This window comes from Streptomyces sp. SPB162, assembly GCF_029504575.1.
Lineage (GTDB): Bacteria > Actinomycetota > Actinomycetes > Streptomycetales > Streptomycetaceae > Actinacidiphila.
In genome coordinates this window covers 721,154-739,286 of the sequence record NZ_JAQFII010000001.1, presented here as the reverse complement: position 1 = coordinate 739,286, position 18,133 = coordinate 721,154, and the positions used below count along the sequence as shown (strand labels likewise).

At 60.3% G+C, this 18,133-nt stretch carries 14 protein-coding genes; 7 read left to right on the top strand and 7 right to left on the bottom strand.

From position 1 onward, the window contains the following. Positions 1-86: 86 nt before the first annotated feature. The 7 genes from M2266_RS03445 to M2266_RS03415 form a co-directional block, all read right to left on the bottom strand. Positions 87-1,706 carry a condensation domain-containing protein gene (locus M2266_RS03445; RefSeq protein WP_277436762.1) on the bottom strand — a complete coding sequence of 540 codons (1,620 nt, stop codon included), beginning with the start codon at positions 1,704-1,706 and terminating at the stop codon, positions 87-89. A 27-nt stretch (positions 1,707-1,733) separates the two neighbouring features. Then, on the bottom strand, positions 1,734-2,183 hold the full coding sequence (locus tag M2266_RS03440) for an NUDIX hydrolase (RefSeq protein WP_277436761.1): 450 nt from the start codon (positions 2,181-2,183) through the stop codon (positions 1,734-1,736). A gap of 45 nt (positions 2,184-2,228) precedes the next feature. Beyond that, the gene (locus M2266_RS03435) at positions 2,229-3,278 is read right to left on the bottom strand and encodes an SDR family oxidoreductase (protein WP_277436760.1); all 1,050 of its coding nucleotides are present in this window, start codon (positions 3,276-3,278) and stop codon (positions 2,229-2,231) included. Between the two features lie 40 nt (positions 3,279-3,318). Further along, a complete protein-coding gene (gene pyk, locus M2266_RS03430; protein ID WP_277436759.1) occupies positions 3,319-4,410 on the bottom strand; it encodes a pyruvate kinase in 1,092 nt (363 codons plus the stop codon). 18 nt (positions 4,411-4,428) lie between these two features. Next, positions 4,429-5,184, bottom strand: coding sequence for a hypothetical protein (locus M2266_RS03425; protein WP_277436758.1), 756 nt, complete (start codon positions 5,182-5,184; stop codon positions 4,429-4,431). A gap of 153 nt (positions 5,185-5,337) precedes the next feature. Continuing rightward, positions 5,338-6,006, bottom strand: coding sequence for a nucleoside monophosphate kinase (locus M2266_RS03420; protein ID WP_277436757.1), 669 nt, complete (start codon positions 6,004-6,006; stop codon positions 5,338-5,340). Continuing rightward, the gene (locus M2266_RS03415) at positions 6,003-6,998 is read right to left on the bottom strand and encodes a hypothetical protein (RefSeq protein ID WP_277436756.1); all 996 of its coding nucleotides are present in this window, start codon (positions 6,996-6,998) and stop codon (positions 6,003-6,005) included. Before M2266_RS03415 ends, M2266_RS03420 begins: the two co-directional genes overlap by 4 nt. Positions 6,999-7,959: 961 nt before the next feature. On the opposite strand from M2266_RS03415, the gene M2266_RS03410 reads away from it, so the two are divergent. The 7 genes from M2266_RS03410 to M2266_RS03380 all read left to right on the top strand — a co-directional run bounded on the left by M2266_RS03410 (position 7,960) and on the right by M2266_RS03380 (position 17,923). Continuing rightward, positions 7,960-9,462 carry an AMP-binding protein gene (locus M2266_RS03410; protein ID WP_277436755.1) on the top strand — a complete coding sequence of 501 codons (1,503 nt, stop codon included), beginning with the start codon at positions 7,960-7,962 and terminating at the stop codon, positions 9,460-9,462. A gap of 4 nt (positions 9,463-9,466) precedes the next feature. Then, positions 9,467-10,729: a type III PLP-dependent enzyme gene (locus tag M2266_RS03405; RefSeq protein ID WP_277436754.1), complete on the top strand. Its 1,263-nt coding sequence runs from the start codon at positions 9,467-9,469 to the stop codon at positions 10,727-10,729. 40 nt (positions 10,730-10,769) lie between these two features. Next, positions 10,770-11,930 carry an acyl-CoA dehydrogenase family protein gene (locus M2266_RS03400; protein ID WP_277436753.1) on the top strand — a complete coding sequence of 387 codons (1,161 nt, stop codon included), beginning with the start codon at positions 10,770-10,772 and terminating at the stop codon, positions 11,928-11,930. A gap of 104 nt (positions 11,931-12,034) precedes the next feature. Next, on the top strand, positions 12,035-12,301 hold the full coding sequence (locus M2266_RS03395) for a phosphopantetheine-binding protein (protein WP_277436752.1): 267 nt from the start codon (positions 12,035-12,037) through the stop codon (positions 12,299-12,301). 49 nt (positions 12,302-12,350) lie between these two features. Next, complete coding sequence (locus tag M2266_RS03390; protein WP_277436751.1) at positions 12,351-13,556, top strand: nucleotidyltransferase family protein; 1,206 nt, start codon at positions 12,351-12,353, stop codon at positions 13,554-13,556. Positions 13,557-14,136: 580 nt separating this feature from the next. Then, positions 14,137-15,876 (top strand): ABC transporter ATP-binding protein, encoded by a 1,740-nt coding sequence (locus tag M2266_RS03385; protein WP_277436750.1) that lies wholly within the window; start codon positions 14,137-14,139, stop codon positions 15,874-15,876. 202 nt (positions 15,877-16,078) lie between these two features. Then, complete coding sequence (locus M2266_RS03380) at positions 16,079-17,923, top strand: ABC transporter ATP-binding protein (RefSeq protein ID WP_277441054.1); 1,845 nt, start codon at positions 16,079-16,081, stop codon at positions 17,921-17,923. Positions 17,924-18,133: the final 210 nt, after the last annotated feature.

Below are 18,133 nucleotides of genomic sequence, written 5' to 3'. Positions count from 1 at the left end.
GACACACCACGCAACGAGCCATCCGAACGGCCGACCCGCAGATTCAGCTGCGCCGATACCACGCATTCAACGTCGGGAACAGAACGCTACAAGGTCGCGGGTGCGTGACACGCGGAGGAACCAGTGGCGATAGGCGTCCCGCAGAAACAGAAAGCGTCAGGGACGACGGATCCAGAGAACCACGGTTGTCGTGCCTGATAGTAGGCCAGCATTTCGCTCACCTCCACGGGCTCAGAAGCCTGAACGTGGGCCACCAGAGTATCAGCACGCATCTCCAGCCTGCAGCTTTGTACGGCGGGAAACCCCATGACAAGGCTCGTAGTCGTCGACGTATCGATGAAGACTCCGCTGCGGTGGCCGAAGAGCTGCCCGGACATGGACCGAAACTCGCGAACAGACAGGTCCGAAATAGAGGTCTCGGGCGCAGCACACAGGACATCCATAATGCTCAACAAGTTCCGAAGCAACTCAGAGGTCCGTCGTTGACTGTAGACGGGCCTTCGGGCATCAAGTCGAATCCATGGAGAATATTCGTAGGATACGAGTATGGCGAGGTCGGCTTTTGCTGACGGAGCATCTATAGCCATCCTCTCGCCTACGGTCTTGATTTCATAGTCGCCACCGATCATAGATTTCTCAACCAACGATCGATCGGAAGTGGATGCCGGAAGATAGTTGACTTCGAAAGCAGGCTGAAACGTCGCACCCATGTGTGCCGACGGACGATTCAGCCACTCCACGGTGTGACTTGCATCGTAAAGGCCATGCCTGTACGTGCGCAGAGTAGAACTATAAACACCACGTGCACGTGCCATCAGAGACTCATGCTCCGTCCCCATGAGCGGAACGAAGGCTGCCTGCGCCAATTGAGCTACTGCGCGATAGTCCTTTGCAGTTAGGCGATTTGCGTAGGTGGACCGGAATACTTGATTGTACTGCCGGGTGGCACGCTGAACGAGAGCGCTCATGGAAGTCACCCACAGGGCATACGGGGTCACTCGAAGCACACTGCATGCCGCCATTATTCGAGAGGCCTGGTCTGGAGTCAGTGTTACCTTCGCCATTTCGACACGTTCGTACGGATCCCGGACCGCGCCTGAATAGGTGCATGATCGAGGCACCGTGGCAAGAATAGTCTTCCAGTACTGTGTGTTCTTTTGAACGATGGGAGACGCTGCGTCGTCACTGTAGTCGCTTGCCTGAGGCGGAGATTCCGGTGAATGCCGGCCGCCATGCAAAAAATCTGTAAGCTCTCGTGTCAGAATGCGTCGGCTAATTCCATCAACGAAGACATGTGAGACGGAGAGCATGACCGCTACTACTTCGTCTCCTTTCAAATAGAAAGAGCAACGAGACGAATATTGGATGGGATCTATGTACTTTGCCCGAAGAGTGGAGGCAAATTCGACGGGATCCTGACTGGACGACACTTGATGGTAATCACATTCAAGGCCGGAAGTTACCCATGCCGTTTCCATTACTTCCTGGACTGGCATTCCGTGAAGGGTTCTCCCCAACCGGCTCCTCAGAGCTTCATGTCGACCTATGAGGTAATCGATCGAGGTCCGGACGTCAGTCAGACTTTGTGCGGCAACAAGCGGGACCACAACGGCGAGGGTTTTTGAAGGTATGTCTTCCTCGGCCCAGTTTCTCAGATTTCTCTCTTGGGCGGCATTCAACGGGAACGTTTTCTCGATCGCGCCCACAGAGGGTTCCTCCACAACACTGGATGACTAGCGGTTTTCGAAGTATTTCTCGATGATGTACCGCTCTTGGCTGAATAGATCGCCGGGAAGGTTGTCACGACTGAAGAAGAGTGCCTCTAGCACCTCGGCGTCGTCAAGATTCAGATCCCCCCCGGAGAACAGCGTGGCGAAGACGGCGGTTACCTTGTATATCTCATCACCGTTCGGGTATCGGTAAAAGAATTCCGGGCCCGAGTAGAAATCAATAAACTCGAGCTCCTCCACCCCTAGACCAATTTCCTCGTGAACTTCGCGTGCTGCAGTCTCGGCAAGCGTTTCGCCCGGTTCCATGTGGCCCCCGGGAAGGGACCATTCTTTCGTGTCCGTGCGCCGGGTCAGCAGGATCTCATGTTGATCGTTCCGGATGATGGCGAGCGCGCCCGGAAGAAGTAGTGGTCTCGTTCCAACCAACGCCCGCATCTCTTGGATGTAACCCATGCCCCTCAACTCCTGCCTTGGCCGGCACCGCGGCCAAATAGACTTTCATACACTGCTTGAAACCAGCTCAGGCCATGGGTGATCATGCCGCAGACTTGTCGACAAATGACCTTCTTGCAGTCGGTGGATCAACGTCTCATAGTTGTTGTAATCCCTGTTCGAATAGTCAGCAAAAAGACCCTGCTCCAGCGCGTCTCGGATCTCTCGTATTCCCTCCCTGACGCCTATCGGGCTATTAAAGTTGATCGAATTCGGTTGCAGGTCAAAATCGACGCGATAGTCTCTCATGTCGTCGGCAGACTTCTTGATGTCCAGCGTGGCCAGTGGGATCTCTTCTTGAATGATCCGTCCGATCTCACTGATCTTGAAGTTCTCTCTGTCTGATCCGCAATTATATATCTCGGCGCCTGGACGGCTCCAGTCCACAGGTATGAGAGAGGCTACAATCTTGGCACAATCGCGCACATGCAAGAATGGGCGCCACTGCTCCCCGTTGATCACCAGGATCGAGCCCTCCATTGCGGCTCTTGCCGTCATGATATTTATAGCAAGGTCAAATCGCATTCTTGGGGAGATCCCGAAAAGGGTGGCAAAACGCAATATCGCAGGGCTGAAATCAGCGCCTCGCACGCTCAGAAGATAATGTTCGGCCTGAATTTTGCTTGCCGCATAAACGGACTGAGGAAAAAGTGGCGAAAAGGTGTCAGCACTCGTACCGAAAGACAGACCGTAGTTGCTGCACGTAGACGCAAAGACGAACCGCTGGACGCCCGCCTTGCGAGCGGCCTCGGCAACATATACGGTTCCCAGATAGTTTATTTCCCACGTCAGGTCATGATTCACCGAACAGGCAGGGTCTCCGACGAGCCCTGCCAGGTGCACTACGGCATCCACGGTCGGCATCAGGGAGCGCCAGTCGCTCACATCCCGAATATCGGCCCGTATATGCCGGACATTCTCATGCGAAGATTCATGATCGGGGATCATCCCGTTGTCCAGGGAGATGACTGTGTACCCTTGGCGACCGAGCAGGTCGACAAGGCACGAACCCAGGTAGCCGGCGCCGCCGGTGACGAGTACTGTGCGAACTGCCACTTTTCATTACCTCCTTGCGTGGAGCTGCAGGGCAGCGCATTTAGCGGCTGGATGTTCGGCTGGGCCCCGCATCCATAAGATGGCGCTCGGCGCTCTCGATCACACGTCGCATGACCTCGACCACCCGCACCGGGTGCTTGCCGTATCCTGTCTCTCCCGTTAGCACCAGGGCGTCCGCGCCGTCGACAACTGCGTTGAAGATATCGGCGACTTCTGCGCGCGCCGGCAGGCTGCTTTCTCTCATGGAGTGCAACAGCTGTGTGGCGACCATGGATGTTTTCCCCATGCGGGAGCATTCTCGCACTGCGCTCTTCTGCACAATAGGGACGTCCTCGAAGGCAATCTCCAGTGCGAGGTCGCCGCGCGCGACCATCAAGCCGTCGAAAGCTCCCGCCATCGACGAGAGAGCCTTCACCGCGTCCGGATGTTCGACCTTTCCGATGACAAGGGGGGACGGTGCCAACGCGTGCACAGCAGCGTAATCCTCTGCCGAGCACGCGAATGACAGCGCGACCAGGTCAACGCCGAGGTCCGCGGCGAAGAGGAGGTCGTCGGCATCCTTCTGATTGAGGCCCGGCTCGAATGTGGTTGCGCCCGGAATAGTGAACCCTCGGCCGTCGGTGACGGTCCCACCTTCGGCGACGGTGCAGTGCATTTCCGCACTGTCCGCGTGCTGGACGGTCAGGACGACTGCGCCGTCGTCGATCAGTACCGCGGAGCCAGGCTGGACGAGATTCGGGATCCAGGGGTACAGGGTCCACGTACGATGAGATGTCAACTGCTCCTGGGACGTCGTCAGTACGACGTGATCGCCTGTCAGCCACTCTACTTGGCCACCTGGGAGCCGCCCGAGACGATTTTTCCGCCCCTGCAAATCCGCAAGGATTCTGACTGGTCGACCGCACTCCGTTGCCAACTCACGGACCAGCGCCACGGTGTTGATGTGCTGCTCCCGTGTGCCGTTGCTCATGCTGAGCCTGACCATGTCCATTCCAGCGAGAATAAGGCCTTCAAGGCAGGACCGTGTTTCGCTGACTGGACCCAGAGTAGCAACGATCTGTGTCTTTCTTGCTGCAAGGAAAGTCAATTCTGGTACCTGTCTTCGCGTCAAGCATGGAAGATTGTCTTTCATCGTGGTGAAGTCAAATATTTACGAACCGTCGATTTCCTTTACGCTGCATCGATGAAATTCTCGAACGAAGCGGTCCGGTTCCTTGATGACCACCGGCATCACCCCGTGCAGTATTCCCGCGTGCGGCGAGTTATTCACGAAAAGCACATCATCGGCGCCCAGTGCGCCGAGATTGATTCCTGACTCGGCCATGGCGGCGTCCTGGTGCTCCGAGCGCAGGACCGGCTTGCTGCCCTCGGTGGGCTCGTCGGACCAGGTGAATACGTCCGAAAAGCGAAGGGCGTGTCGCAACATATAGACGCGAATATCCAAAAGGAGGAGTTCGCCGCCGCTGAATCCTGATGCCGGGCCGTACAGATGAGAGAAAAACAGCGCATCCCGGTCTATGTGAAGCTGCTTGAAACTCCAGGTACTGCCGTAGAGTTCGGGCGGAATTGCGCCATCGGAAGTAATATTGGTCTTGATCCTGTATTGCTTGACCGGTCCGGTCTCTTCCGCATGGCTGCACCGATGCTGAACTTCCCCCCAGACCGCGCGGAAGAGTGTTTCATGGAACATCCGTGCGTCGTTCAGACTGAAATATTGCGAGAGCCCGACAACGACTGCTGCTCCCTGGCTCGGCATCCCCTGGGCCTGCACCAGGCGGTCGGCTACTTCCTGGACCAGGGTGGCCGGCGCTACCGAGGGCCCGCTCAGCGGCGGATGCTCGCTCAGTGCAACGTGGATTCCGCTGAAGGGGCGCCGGGGAACGGGCAGATGGCGACCCGTCGCCATAGAGTCGAGCGCCTCCTTCCGCACAGTCATCATATTCAGCGCAGAATCTGACACTTCTTCCCCTTTCCTTATAAGGAATACGCGTCCCATCGCAAGGGGCCGCATAAGGGCCACCAAGGCAGGGCAAGTCACTGGCCGGAGGATCCGCCCGGCTCAGCCACTCAGCATGAGTTCCGTGAGCCGTCTGCGGACTTCATCCGGACTACTCAGCCCGTCGATACTCTTTACCATGTCGTACCCTGCGAAGTAGGAACGCACTTCCCCCCCAAGGCGCCGATAGTCGTCCAGCCGACGGCTGAGTCGGCTGGACGCATCGTCGCTGCGGGCTTTGACAGGGCCTGCGCACTCCGAGCAATTCTTGGCGTTTGAGTCCGTTGATGAGGGCAGCCCACATCGCGCGCAAATACGCCGGCAGGCTACGCGTGCCCTCACCACGTCGTCGGGGACATCGACTATGACGTAAGCACCAATGCGCGCCTTCCTCGACGCGATTGCTCCCATGAAGTCGGCGCATTGGTTGCGATCCCGGGGATAGCCCTCTACGGCGATCGACCGGACCTCGGCCGGGACTCGATCAAGGAAGTGCAAGAACTCACGGAGGACAAGCTCGTTCGACAACAGCTCGTTCTGCAGCAGTGTCTCCCGCATCTCAATTCCCAGCGGCTCCCCTTCATGAGCGATCCGCAGGCCGTATTCCCGAACGCCGAAGCGAGCCAGATGCGGGAACTGGCGGTCGAGGGTGATCAAGGCCGTCGTCTTTCCGGCCCCAGGCGGCCCCGCCACCGGGAAGACGGCTAAGGTGTCCCGGTCCGGTATCGTCAACCCCGGCTCCCCACAGCGATACCCTGCTGCGCGAGGAGGTTCCACGCACCGGTCATCGCACTGCCGTCCACCGTTACCCGGCCTTCTGCTATCTGCGTCTCCAATGTGCGCAAGGTTGCGTAGAGCCGGCGATCCGGAGATTTCAGGAGCAATTCGGTCAGATGGTAGAGCTGGTTCGTATCCGAAGCCATCCGGGCCGAATCAGGAAACGCGTCGGACATCAGCGCTGCCAAAGCCTGGGGTCCGTTGTCCACCAAATACACGGTGATCGGATCGCTGTAGAGAAAAGTAATGGCCTCTGACCAGCTGTCCACCTTGCGGACATCTGGGCATCGGTGGGGATCGTTGCCCTCGAGGATACGGATTTTCCCATCGTCTTCGATAAGACAGGCCAGTCCGTCCAGATGTCGAACTTCCGGCCCGTTGTAGACACGAGCCGGAACCTGTTTGCCGCTCTCGCTCTTGAATCGCTCACCGAAGACGTCCGCACGCGACTCGGTGGGGAGACTTACCGGAAGGCGGGACAACTTCCGTTCGCTCATACGCCCGTCGACGATCAAGTTCTTGTAGTAGACCAGGATGGAGCGACCATCTGGCAGCAGGATCTCTTGCTGATAGTCACTGGGTTCAGTGAGCCGTCCCCCGAGAGCCTCGCAAAGTTGAAGGATGGTCGTGTCATCCTTGAGCAGCACTGAACGTATGTAGCAGCCCACGTCTCGGAAGTCGTCCTCCCCGAGCATGCGGATGACTCGGGCCGCCGGTTCCACCCCGATACGTTGGGCGTGGAACCAGTCGAGGCTGATCCGGATCGTGAAGTTGGCGCTGGCCAAGTCTCCTGAACGGGCGCGCCACGCGTCGACGAGCCGACGTAGTCTGGTACGGGTCTCATCGACATTCGCGGCGAAGTGCGCGGCTGTAATGAGCTCTATTTCCTCCAGATTCGGCGAGTCGATCTCGTGCACGAAACGCTCGCAGAACTCCGGCTCCACCATCGGTTCGCCGGCCGCCTGAGAGCACCGCTTTCCACAGACCCATACTGTTCATCACCCGCAGCACCGGTTCCGGGTCACGCGCGACGCTGTACCTGGTCAGGGTGCCCAGTGACATCGGGGCGGCATAGTTGCAGTGGCCGCACCCCACCGGGCATTCGGAAGAAGGCCACACGTAGCAGGTTGAAGCGTGTACTGGTCCATGATCACTATACGGAGAGATCTCCGAGATGATTCTCTCGCGCCCATCGTTGAGCAGCAATTCTTCAGCCGAGTACTTATTGGCCGATACTTGCTTGAAAAGTGAATCAGGCATGTTTGATTCTCCTCGCGCCGTGGCGTTTCGGATGTACTTCCTGATCTTGCTTGACCGGTGTCCGAACCCTGACTGGGTCAGCATCGACGGTGGGAGCCGCTACGCCCCTTGGCTATCTTCAGCCGGCACGTCAGTGCGGGCTACTCGTCGCCGACATTTGCACGAACGCCGGCTGAGGCCAGTTGAATGGCACGGGCTGGTTGATCCACTACAAACGTACATCAGTTCATCAACTCCGTGTCAACGGATGGCTTGAAATATGTATCGCGAAATTTAATTGCTGGTTTAGTTAACTACGTCGCCGGATAACCCGATTATTGGCCCCATTTAGGTAAGCGGTTACATAGACTATTAAGGACTGACAATATCAACCAAGTCGCGCATACTGGCCACCTCGGGAGGCGTGGTTGACACCTCGCTGTGACTTCCGGCAGCCTCGTGCTCATGATCGATTCCTTGCAGCGCGTCGACCTTGAACGGCGGCGTCCATGGTGAGTTCATCGCCCTGAGCGAATTCCGACTTGCGCGCGCTCTCACGCAGAGGCCGGCAAGACAGCCCACTGAATCGCCGTGCCTTAATTATGGCGATTTGTGCGTAGGGAATGGGTGCCAGCGCGCTTAAGAAAATCCACCTGGGGGTACATTTTTATGGAGACGTCTGCCCCGACCGCCGCGAACCCGCTGCGCCGCTTCATGGCCGTGCATGAGATTTTGGACGCTGCCTGGGCCTCTCACCCGAACGCCCCTGCTGTTCGTGATGCGGGCGGGGGTTGGACCTATGCGGAGCTGGCGGCCCGCAGTCAGCAGTACAGCGCTTGGCTTCGCTTGCGCGGAGTGGGGCCGGGCGATCGGGTCTTGATCCACGCTGCGGCCGACCGGCGCGTGGTGGCCCTGCTCTACGCCTGCTCTCGCGTTGGCGCCACGTTCGTGCCGCTGGGAGTCGCGGTGAAGGGCCTCCCGCGAGAGGGGATCATCCGGGATGCCCGGCCGACGCTCGTTCTTGCCCGCGGATCGGACCTGCCCCCCGACGACGGTGAGTTGCTCGGCGCCATCCATCGCGACGCACGGGGTGGCAGGCCGGCACCGTCCGCGGACTGGTCGGAAGCCGCCCCCCTGGCGCCGGCGCTCCTCATATATACGTCCGGCAGTACCGCAGCGCCCAAGGGCATCGTGTGTCCCCATGACCAGGTGATCTTCGCGGCCTCCGCCATTGCCGACCGGCTGCGGTACCAAGCTGACGACGTCATCTTCTGCCGCCTGCCACTGTCCTTCGACTATGGCTTGTACCAGGTGTTCCTCGCAGGCTTGGCAGCAGCCGAACTGGTTCTGGTATCAACCGAGTTCGACGCTGGGCTCCTGGCGGCAGCCCGTCAGTGCGGAGCCACCGTCGTCCCCGTGGTGCCATCGCTCGCGACCTTGCTCCTTCAACTGGGGCGGCGGGACCGTCTGTCCACCCGGATCAGGTTGTTCACCAACACCGGAGAAGAGATGCCGCAGGTCATGATCGATGGTCTGCGCCAACGGTTCCCGGGTGCGCAGGTGCAGTTGATGTTCGGCATCAGTGAGTGCAAGCGTGTGTCGATCATGGAGCCGGACGGCGACCGGAGCCGTCCTGGCGCGGTCGGACTCCCCCTGACAGGAACGCGGGTTCGTGTCGTGGATGGATCGGGCACACCGGTCCCCGTGGGCGACATCGGGGAGTTCGTGGTCTCCGGCCCCCACGTGATGGCCGGATACTGGCAGGCTCCCGCGTTGTCTGACGAGGTCTTCCGCCGTGACGCCGAAACCGGCGAAGTGCGCCTGCACACAGGGGACTACGGGTGGCTCGACTCGGAGGGATACCTGTACTTCCACGGGCGCCGCGACGACATCTTCAAACTCAAAGGAACCCGCACGAGTGCCCAGGAAATCGAGGCAGCGGCGCGTCAGGTCAGCGGAGTGTCCGACGCGGCCGTCGTGCCGCCAGGGCAGCAGCGAGACGCTGTGCTCTGTGTCGTCGCCTCCATTTCACCAACGGACGTGTTGCGTGGGGTGCGAGATCGGCTCGAGGTGAACAAAGTGCCCGGTATTTGCCGGGTGGTCGAGGCTCTTCCGCGTGGCCTGACAGGAAAAATCGACCGAACAGCGCTCCATGCGCTGGTGGAGGGATGACGCGATGGGGGAATTGTCCCAGCTTGTGGAAGACTTCGGAAGCCCGATGTACGTCTACCAGCTGGACACGCTGCGAGCAGCACGGGAAGACCTTCGTTGCGTGCTGCCCGAGCCCAGTTCGCTGTACTACTCGTTGAAGGCGAACCCCCATCCACTGCTCGCCCAAGAGTTGCGGGTTTCAGGCTGTAAGGCCGAGATCAGCTCGACGGGCGAACTCGGTGCTGCCCTCCAGGCCGGCTTCAAAGGAGCCGACTGCCTTTTCACGGGCCCGGCCAAGGGCCGCTTGGAGATTGCCGCAGCCCTCACCGCGGGGGTACGCCGATTCTCCGTGGAATCTGCAGCTGACCTGCGGCGAGTGGGGGCAGTGGCCGCGAAGGCCAACGTCACGGCCGAGTGTCTGGTGCGGATCAACTCCCGATCCGTCGGAGCCTCCGGGCTTCGCATGGGTGGAGTATCACAGTTCGGCGTCGAGGCCGAGGAGGTACTGCACAAGCCGGACCAATTCACTGGAGTCGAGGGTGCAGACGTTGTCGGCGCCCACTTCTTCCCCCTTGGCAATGCGCGCGATGAAGGCGCACTCATCGCGGAACTCACGGCAAGCATCGCCTTGGCCGCCTGTCTCCGGGACCAAGCAGGGATGGAGATGTCCGTTGTCGACCTCGGCGGCGGTTTCGCCGCGCCATACGCCCAGCCGGGCGAGCGCCCTCGGTACCCGTTGCTGCGCGCATCCTTGGAAACCGCCTTGGACGCACACCTCACCGGCTGGCGCGAAGGTCGGCCGGAGGTTGCGTTCGAATCCGGCCGATACCTGGTGGCCGAGTGCGGAACGCTCCTCTGCACCACCGTCGACGTGAAGAGTGCGCATGACAGCACCTTCGTACTCCTCGACAGCGGCATCCACCACCTGGGCGGTATGGCCGGGCTGGGCCGTCTGCTGCGGCCGGCGGCGACGCCGTGTTCGGATGCGGGCACAGTTTCCAGCGAGAGTGTTGGGCGCGTGACTCTCGCCGGGCCTCTCTGTACGCCTGCCGATGTGATCGGCCGCGACATACCGGTGCGGCATCTGAACGCCGGTGACTTGCTGGCCTTCCCCAACACCGGTGCCTACGGTCTCACTGCAAGTCTCCTGGCTTTCCTCAGCCGGCCGGCGCCCGCGGAGATCGTGCTGCGAGGGAACGTCGTCGAATCGGCCTCGCAGCTGAACATCGTCCGGACATCGATAGAGGCCAAGTCGGTGCCCACAACCAACGGCCCCTTGGGCCTGTGAAGGTAGGTACTGCATGGATGGCGCCAATACGGCTGTACGGATGACTGCTCTCGACACGGCGCGAGCTGTGCAATCGGTGCTGTCTGAGCACGCTGCCACTACCGACACAACGGCTGCCTTCCCGGTAGCCGGCGTCGCCGCGCTGCGCGAGAGCGGACTGTTCGGGTTGCTGATCCCGAGGCAGTACGGCGGACTGGGTGGTGACGTCGCGGACTTGGTCGAGGTCGCCCAGGTGCTCGCTGCCGGCTGCTTGTCCACGGCGATGATCTGGGCGATGCACTGCCAGCAGGTGGACGCACTGGTCCGGCACGCCGGAAGCCGGCTGCGAGAGGAACTGCTTCCGAAGATCGCCCGCGGCGAGGTGTACATCGCCTCGGTCACCACTGACTCCGGCAAGGGCGGTCATCTGCTGACGGTCACGGCATCCCTCCAGCAGTCTGGTCAAACGGTGACCATCGAACGCGATGCGCCGATCGTCACCGGTGGGGAACATGCCGACGGCTTCCTCATGACCATGCGCGCCACCGCGGATGCTCCTGACAGCAAGGTGAGTCTGGTGTACGTGCCCAGGGACCAGCTCCGGGTGGAGACTCGTGGCAACTGGGACCCGTTGGGCATGCGCGGAACCCGCAGCGTGGGCATGAAGCTGACGGGAGAAGTCCCCGCAGACCACATTGTCGGCGAGCCCGGGGGTTTCAGAGCCGTGGCCACGGACAGCATGATCGCGACAGGTCACCTGGGTTGGGCCGCGTGTTGGCTCGGCGCGGCCCGCTCGGCGATGTGCGACCTCGTCGGCCTCATACGCTCTCCGAAGCGACCGCAGAGTTTGAACTCTCGGTCTGACTTGACGGCCGAGCGGCTGGCCCGTGCGCGGATGGACTTGGAACTCGTGAGTGCCTACCTGCACCGCGTTACCGCCGAGATCGTCTCCCACCGAGAGGCCGGAATCTCTGTGGACAACCCGACTACCCAGATCCATCTGAACACCCTCAAGGTGACGGCAGCCGAAATGACGTTTCAAGCAGTCGACCGGCTCGTCCAACTTGCTGGACTGTCCACCGGGTACTTGAAGAGCTCAACGATTCCACTCGAACGCCACTTCCGGGATCTGCGCTCAGCCAGCCTGAACTACTCCAATGATCGTCTTCTGACGGCCACGGGCACCCTGACGTTGCTGGACCGGGCGGTCCGACTGGCGTGAAGCGCTCTGTGGCCGTCCGATGCAGCGCTCGCTGATCCTGTCACCGCACCAGAGCCTGCCCGAGCAGCCCCTTCCCTCATCGCTCTACAGGAGGTCAGAAATTCATGGGAACCGTTCCGTGGCCACCGAATTTTGAGGACACGATCCGCATCTATCTGCCGTTGCTGGACAAGGAAAGCCCGGTCACCCCCGACCTACCTCTCGTGGAATTCGGACTGGATTCGCTGGCCACCGTCAGCCTGCTCATCGACCTCGAGGACCTGTACTCGATCAGTATCCCGGACGAGTTGCTGACGACGACGAGTTTCGCAGATCCCGCCGGCCTGTGGAAAGTCCTGGAGCAATTGCGGCCCACCGGCCCGGACGCCTGACCTCACAACATAACGTCCAGGCCTTGAGTCCTTTCGAATGGAGCCCAATATGTTGGATACGGATGCGAATCTGATGGACCCCGCAGCCGGTGCGGATCCCAACGACGTCAGTGGTGCGCGGCCGGAGGCCCAGCTCCTGTTCGCCCTCGCGCGCCTGCGACTGGCGAACGATCTGAAGAAGCAAATATTCGACTTCTTGACAATCAACGGAAAGAATTTGGATTGGGGATACTTCCTCGACCAGGCAGGTCGACATGGAGTGCTGCCTCTGGTGGGAAAGAATCTCATCCAACTCCGCCTGGCCCAGTCCGATGTTGGACGCTCTCTTGCGCCCTATCGATGGATCTACTCCTATGTCTACGAGGGGAACCGCAGGCGCAATCTCGCCCTGGGCGATGAGTACGCAAAGCTCTTGCGCGGACTCAACGACGCTGGGCTAAAACACGCTATTCGCAAGGGGCCAGTCATGTGCGAGGGGGTTTATCACGATATCGGAGTTCGGCGCATGGGCGATCTCGATGTGCTTCTGAGGCGAGAGGATTTTCCCGACTTTGAAAAGGTGGTGTCTGGCCTCGGGTACGTGCAGGGACAGCAGTCGCGCAGCGGAGAGGAAGTGATACCTTTCGACCGAAAGACGAGGATGTTCTGGCAGGTCAATCTGACCAATGTTTCCCTGCCTTATGTCAAACTCGCACATCGAGACGATGTCGAGATGTTCATAATCGATCCGTGCTTCAGCCTCTTCCAGAAAAGCTCGGGTATCACCGCGGACTCAGAATCATTTCTCGAGCGTGCGGTCGACACGGTCATCTATGGCGAACCCTCGCGTATGCTCGACCCAGCAGATCAAATCATTGACGCGTGTGTACAGCTCCACGTAGAGGCCACCACCTTGTACTACATAGAGATCGGCAAGGACCTCACGCTGCTGAAATTCATCGACCTGGTTGAGATCCTTCGCAGGACACCGGTCGACGTTTTGAATAGTCTTCCCGAACGTGTCCGCAGTTACGGTTGCGAAGACAGCGTCTTTTATGCCTTGCATTACGCCGCACGGCTGTACCCGGAAGATGTCCCTGCCAAGCTCATCGCGCAGTTCGAACCTGGTGATCAAGACTTCCTGCACCAGTTCGGTGGCTTCGATGGTGACAGCCAGACGTGGGAGCTCCCCTTTGTCGAGCGGCTGTTCAATCACCGGCGCTCGCAGTCGGTGACGGCAGGAAGCACCGTGCCGGGCCCTCGCGCCGCCGTGTGAGGCACATGGTGGCCGGCCCCCTTCGCCCAGTTGACCACTCCGTGCTTGCGATCTACTGCTCCCGGCACAGCTACGTAGGTCCGCTCCAGTCGGACGGCGGTGCGGCGGTCGAACACCTGCCATGAGCTCAGCGAGGCGAGCCGCGCCCAGTCGCTGCGGGACGGCGGGACCGGGTAAGACGTGGACGACATCGGGTCGGCGGCTACCTCGCGGTCAGCCGTTCCGGCAGGTTGGTGCGCCAGATCCTCTACGAGCGCACCGGCGGGAGGTCGGTGGACGCGCACTCGGAGATCACCAACTGGAACCCTTCGGGCGGCGACTCGGCAGCGACCGCAGGGCGGGCAGAATCTCCTCGCTGACGCGGTCCGCGCCGAGAGCGCCTCGGTGCTGCTGGACTCGTCGTCGTTGCCGAACAGGTCCGAGCCAACGCTCGCCGCCCAGCTATTCCTCCGGGATGCGCAGGGTGGGGTCGAGGGGACCCCGGACGCGGTTCCAAGCGGACTGGCCATCCTCGCGGAGGTAATAACGCGAGGAACCGCACTCTTATGTTGAGTGCCAAGTGGATCTAGGCTGGCTGACAATGATGATGCAAGTTCTTCGCCACTATCTGCGACCGCACAAGTTGTCGATCGCTGCCATCGTGCTCCTACAAATCGTACAGGCGGCCGCCACCCTGTATCTTCCGGCGCTCAATGCCGACATTATCGACCAAGGGGTCGTAGCGGGCGATACCGGCTACATTGTCCGGTTCGGCGCTGTCATGCTTGCCATTACGGTACTTCAAGTGCTGTGCGCAATCGGGGCGCTATTCTTCAGCGCCAGGACGGCGATGTCCATCGGTCATGACCTGCGCTCTGCTGTATTCGATCGGGTCCAAAGCTTTTCAGGCCGCGAGGTTGGGCTGTTCGGCACCGCGTCACTGGTAACCCGAACCACGAATGACGTGCAGCAGGTCCAAATGCTCGTCCTCGCCACGTTCACCACCATGGTCTCGGCGCCGCTCATGGGCGTAGGGGGAATTATCATGGCGTTGGATCAGGACCTGCCGCTGTCGCTGATCCTGCTGGCTGCAATCCCTCTGTTGGGCTTCGTGGTCGGCGCCGTCATCCGTCGGATGCGTCCGGTGTTCGGCGTAATGCAGGACCGAATCGACGCTGTCAACCGTGTCCTGCGCGAGCAAATCTTGGGAATTCGAGTCATCCGGGCGTTCGTCAGAAGCGACTACGAGCGACGGCGTTTCGAACGTGCAAACACTGCCCTGGCCGATGCTTCCGTACGGGCGGGTCGACTGACGACATTGATGTTTCCGATGCTTATGACCATGGTGAACGTCATAACTGTTCCGGTGGTATGGTTCGGCGCGCACCGGATCGACAGCGGCGGTATGCGTATTGGAGCTCTGACGGCCTTCCTGAGCTACCTGATGCAGATCTTGATATCCGTGAATATGGCCACGTCGATGTTCATTATGCTGCCAAGGGCTGAGGTGTGCGCGCGGCGCATCGGGCAGGTACTTGGGACCGAATCGAGCGTGCGGTCACCAGACGAGCCCGTACGCACATTCACCACGCGAAGTGGCTTGGAATTGCGCGGTATTCAGTTCGGTTACCCGGGAGCTGAAAAACCCGTGCTGAGTGGTGTGGACCTGATCGCGAGGCCTGGCACGACGACCGCGGTCGTCGGATCCACGGGAAGCGGAAAAAGCACGCTTCTGGGGCTGGTATCACGCATCTTCGATCCCACCGCCGGAGAAGTTCTTGTGAACGACACCAACGTGGCAAGAATAGCTCCTGAATTGCTGAGCAGGACCATCGGCCTCGTTCCGCAAAAAGCGCACCTTCTGTCGGGAACAGTTGCCTCAAACCTTCGCTACGGCAAGGACGATGCGACGGATGACGAATTGTGGCGCGCGTTGGAAACCGCACAGGCGAAGGAATTCGTGGAGCTCTTGGAGGGCGGTCTGGAGGCGCCCATTTCTCAGGGCGGATCGAACGTGTCCGGAGGTCAGCGGCAACGGCTGGCCATCGCACGAGTCTTGGTTGGTCGTCCGGAAATCTACCTCCTGGATGACTCCTTCTCCGCGTTGGATCCGGCAACGGAGGCTGCACTGAGGGCCGCAATGGTTGCGGAGACTGCCGGAGCGACGATCATCAACGTCACCCGGCGGGTGAGCAGCTTCCGGGATGCCGACTGCATCGTCGTGCTCGACGAGGGCAAGATTGTCGGTAGTGGGACGCACCTCAAGCTTATGTCGAGTAACAAAATCTACCGGGACATCGTGCTTTCACAGGTCACCGAGGAGGAAGCCGCCAGACGCTAAAACTAACCTGCGGGACAAGGACGAAGATCCATTTTGGGGAGCTCATAGGCGTGCCGACACATTTCCGGGCTGGTGCATATACGTGAAAGCAACACGACCGACGGAGCAGCAACGTGCCCCCAAGCCCTTCGCCGGCCACCATATTGACAAAGAAATAGCGCCCAACAGCCGGCCGGAGAGTCGGAAGGGAGGCGGCGCCCGTCTGTTGGAAATGATGCGGATGCAGCGCCGATTGGCCTATGGGGTAATGACACTCGGCACCGTTAGTATCCTGCTGAACGTCGCCGGCCCAAAGATTCTAGGCCGCGCCACGGACACCGTCTTCGCCGGGGTTGTCGGCAGACAGATGGAACCCGGCCTCACCAGAGCCCAGGCGGTCGAGAACCTACGTGAACACGGCCAAGGCACCCTCGCGAATATTGCGCAGACGACGGATTTCTCACCCGGGGTGGGCATTGATTTCCGCTTCGTGGGCGCCGTGCTTCTCGTTGCACTCGTGGTTTACGCGATTTCCGGGCTGTGCTGGATCATGCAGGGCCGATTGGTGACTACGCTCATTCAACGTATGGCTTGCCAGCTGCGTTCAGCTGTTGAGGTCAAACTGTCGCGCCTGCCTCTGTCGTATTTTGACAGGCAACCGCGTGGGGAAATCCTCAGTCGGACCACGAATGACATCGACAACGTTGTCCAGTCGCTTCAACAGACGATGACTCAGATTACAAATTCGCTTCTCCTTATCGTGGGCGTGCTGGCGATGATGTTCTGGATCTCTCCCCTGTTGGCACTGATCACGCTGGTTACCCTACCTGTGGTGATACTGGCCGCAGCCTGGGTTCGCAGACTCGCGCGGCCGCAGTTCGCAGAACAGTGGAATACCACCGGGCATCTCCACGCGCACGTCGAAGAGATGTACACAGGTCATTCGCTGGTGAAGGCTTTCGGCCGCGAAGCCCAATCTGCGGAAGCTTTCGCTGAACATAACAAGTTGTTGCTGCGTTCTGGATTCCGGGCTCAGTTCATCAGCGGGATAATGGGACCCATGATGGCATTCATCGGAAATCTTAATTACGTAGCGGTGGCGGTTGTGGGCGGGCTGCGCGTGGCATCCGGAGGATTGTCCATTGGCGACGTCCAGGCATTTATCCAATATTCGCGACAGTTTGGCGGACCGCTAACACAGGTGGCCAGCCTCTTCAGCATTGTCCAGTCGGGAATTGCATCCGCAGAACGGGTATTCCAACTGCTGGACGCGCCCGAGCAGAGTGCGGACCCTGTTGACGTTCCCGTGCGTTGGAGCAAGCTCCGCGGCCGGGTCGAGTTCGAGTCGGTTACATTCCGCTACGAGCCGGAAAGGCCTCTTATCGAGGATCTGTCCTTGTCGGTGGAGCCGGGTCGCACCGTGGCGATCGTCGGACCGACCGGCGCGGGAAAAACCACCCTTGTCAATCTGCTGTTGCGCTTCTACGAACTGACGTCCGGCAAGATCCTCTTGGACGGCGTGGACATCGCCACGCTGGCACGGGACGACCTGCGCGCGCGAATCGGGATGGTGCTACAGGACACTTGGCTCTTCGGCGGCACCATCGCGGAGAACATCGGCTATGGGTCGGAGGGAAGCACCCGCGAGCAAATCGAGGACGCTGCCCGCGCAGCACATGCAGACCGCTTCATTCGTACGCTCCCGAATGGATATGACACTGTGATCGATGACGAAGGGGCAGGGGTGAGCTCGGGCGAGAAGCAGCTCATCACGATCGCACGAGCCTTCCTGTCCGATCCGGTGATCCTGGTGCTTGATGAGGCCACCAGTTCGGTCGACACCCGAACGGAAGTACTGATTCAGCGAGCGATGAAGAGACTGAGTCACGGGCGGACCAGCTTTGTCATCGCTCACAGACTCTCCACCATCCGTGATGCCGACAGCATTCTGGTCATGGAGGGCGGAGCAATCGTAGAGCAGGGGGCACACGCGGACCTGGTGATTGCGGGCGGCCCGTACGCACGTTTGCATGAGGCGCAATTTGCCCAGGCCGTGGCCCTGGACTAGTACTACAGCCGGAGATCTTGAGGGTCAGTGATCGGTGGGATCGGTCGATGGTGGGCCCAGGCTTGTAGGTGGTGCGGGAGGGGGTCGCCGCGGCGGCGGTAGTGGCTGACCATGGCCCGGGTCTGGTGCAGGCGGCGCCAGAACTCGCAGGTCAGGATGGTCTCTACGGGGTGGTGGGGGTTGAGTCGGGTGGCGGCCAGGCAGTGCCGG

What these genes read in the sequence shown, in the direction of transcription:
- M2266_RS03440 (WP_277436761.1), bottom strand. Translation starts at nt 2,183, where the DNA reads ATGGGTTACATCCAAGAGATGCGGGCGTTGGTTGGAACGAGACCACTA.
- pyk (WP_277436759.1), bottom strand. Translation starts at nt 4,410, where the DNA reads ATGAAAGACAATCTTCCATGCTTGACGCGAAGACAGGTACCAGAATTG.
- M2266_RS03425 (WP_277436758.1), bottom strand. Translation starts at nt 5,184, where the DNA reads ATGGCGACGGGTCGCCATCTGCCCGTTCCCCGGCGCCCCTTCAGCGGA.
- M2266_RS03415 (WP_277436756.1), bottom strand. Translation starts at nt 6,998, where the DNA reads ATGGTGGAGCCGGAGTTCTGCGAGCGTTTCGTGCACGAGATCGACTCG.
- M2266_RS03410 (WP_277436755.1), top strand. Translation starts at nt 7,960, where the DNA reads ATGGAGACGTCTGCCCCGACCGCCGCGAACCCGCTGCGCCGCTTCATG.
- M2266_RS03405 (WP_277436754.1), top strand. Translation starts at nt 9,467, where the DNA reads ATGGGGGAATTGTCCCAGCTTGTGGAAGACTTCGGAAGCCCGATGTAC.
- M2266_RS03400 (WP_277436753.1), top strand. Translation starts at nt 10,770, where the DNA reads ATGACTGCTCTCGACACGGCGCGAGCTGTGCAATCGGTGCTGTCTGAG.
- M2266_RS03395 (WP_277436752.1), top strand. Translation starts at nt 12,035, where the DNA reads ATGGGAACCGTTCCGTGGCCACCGAATTTTGAGGACACGATCCGCATC.
- M2266_RS03390 (WP_277436751.1), top strand. Translation starts at nt 12,351, where the DNA reads ATGTTGGATACGGATGCGAATCTGATGGACCCCGCAGCCGGTGCGGAT.
- M2266_RS03385 (WP_277436750.1), top strand. Translation starts at nt 14,137, where the DNA reads ATGATGATGCAAGTTCTTCGCCACTATCTGCGACCGCACAAGTTGTCG.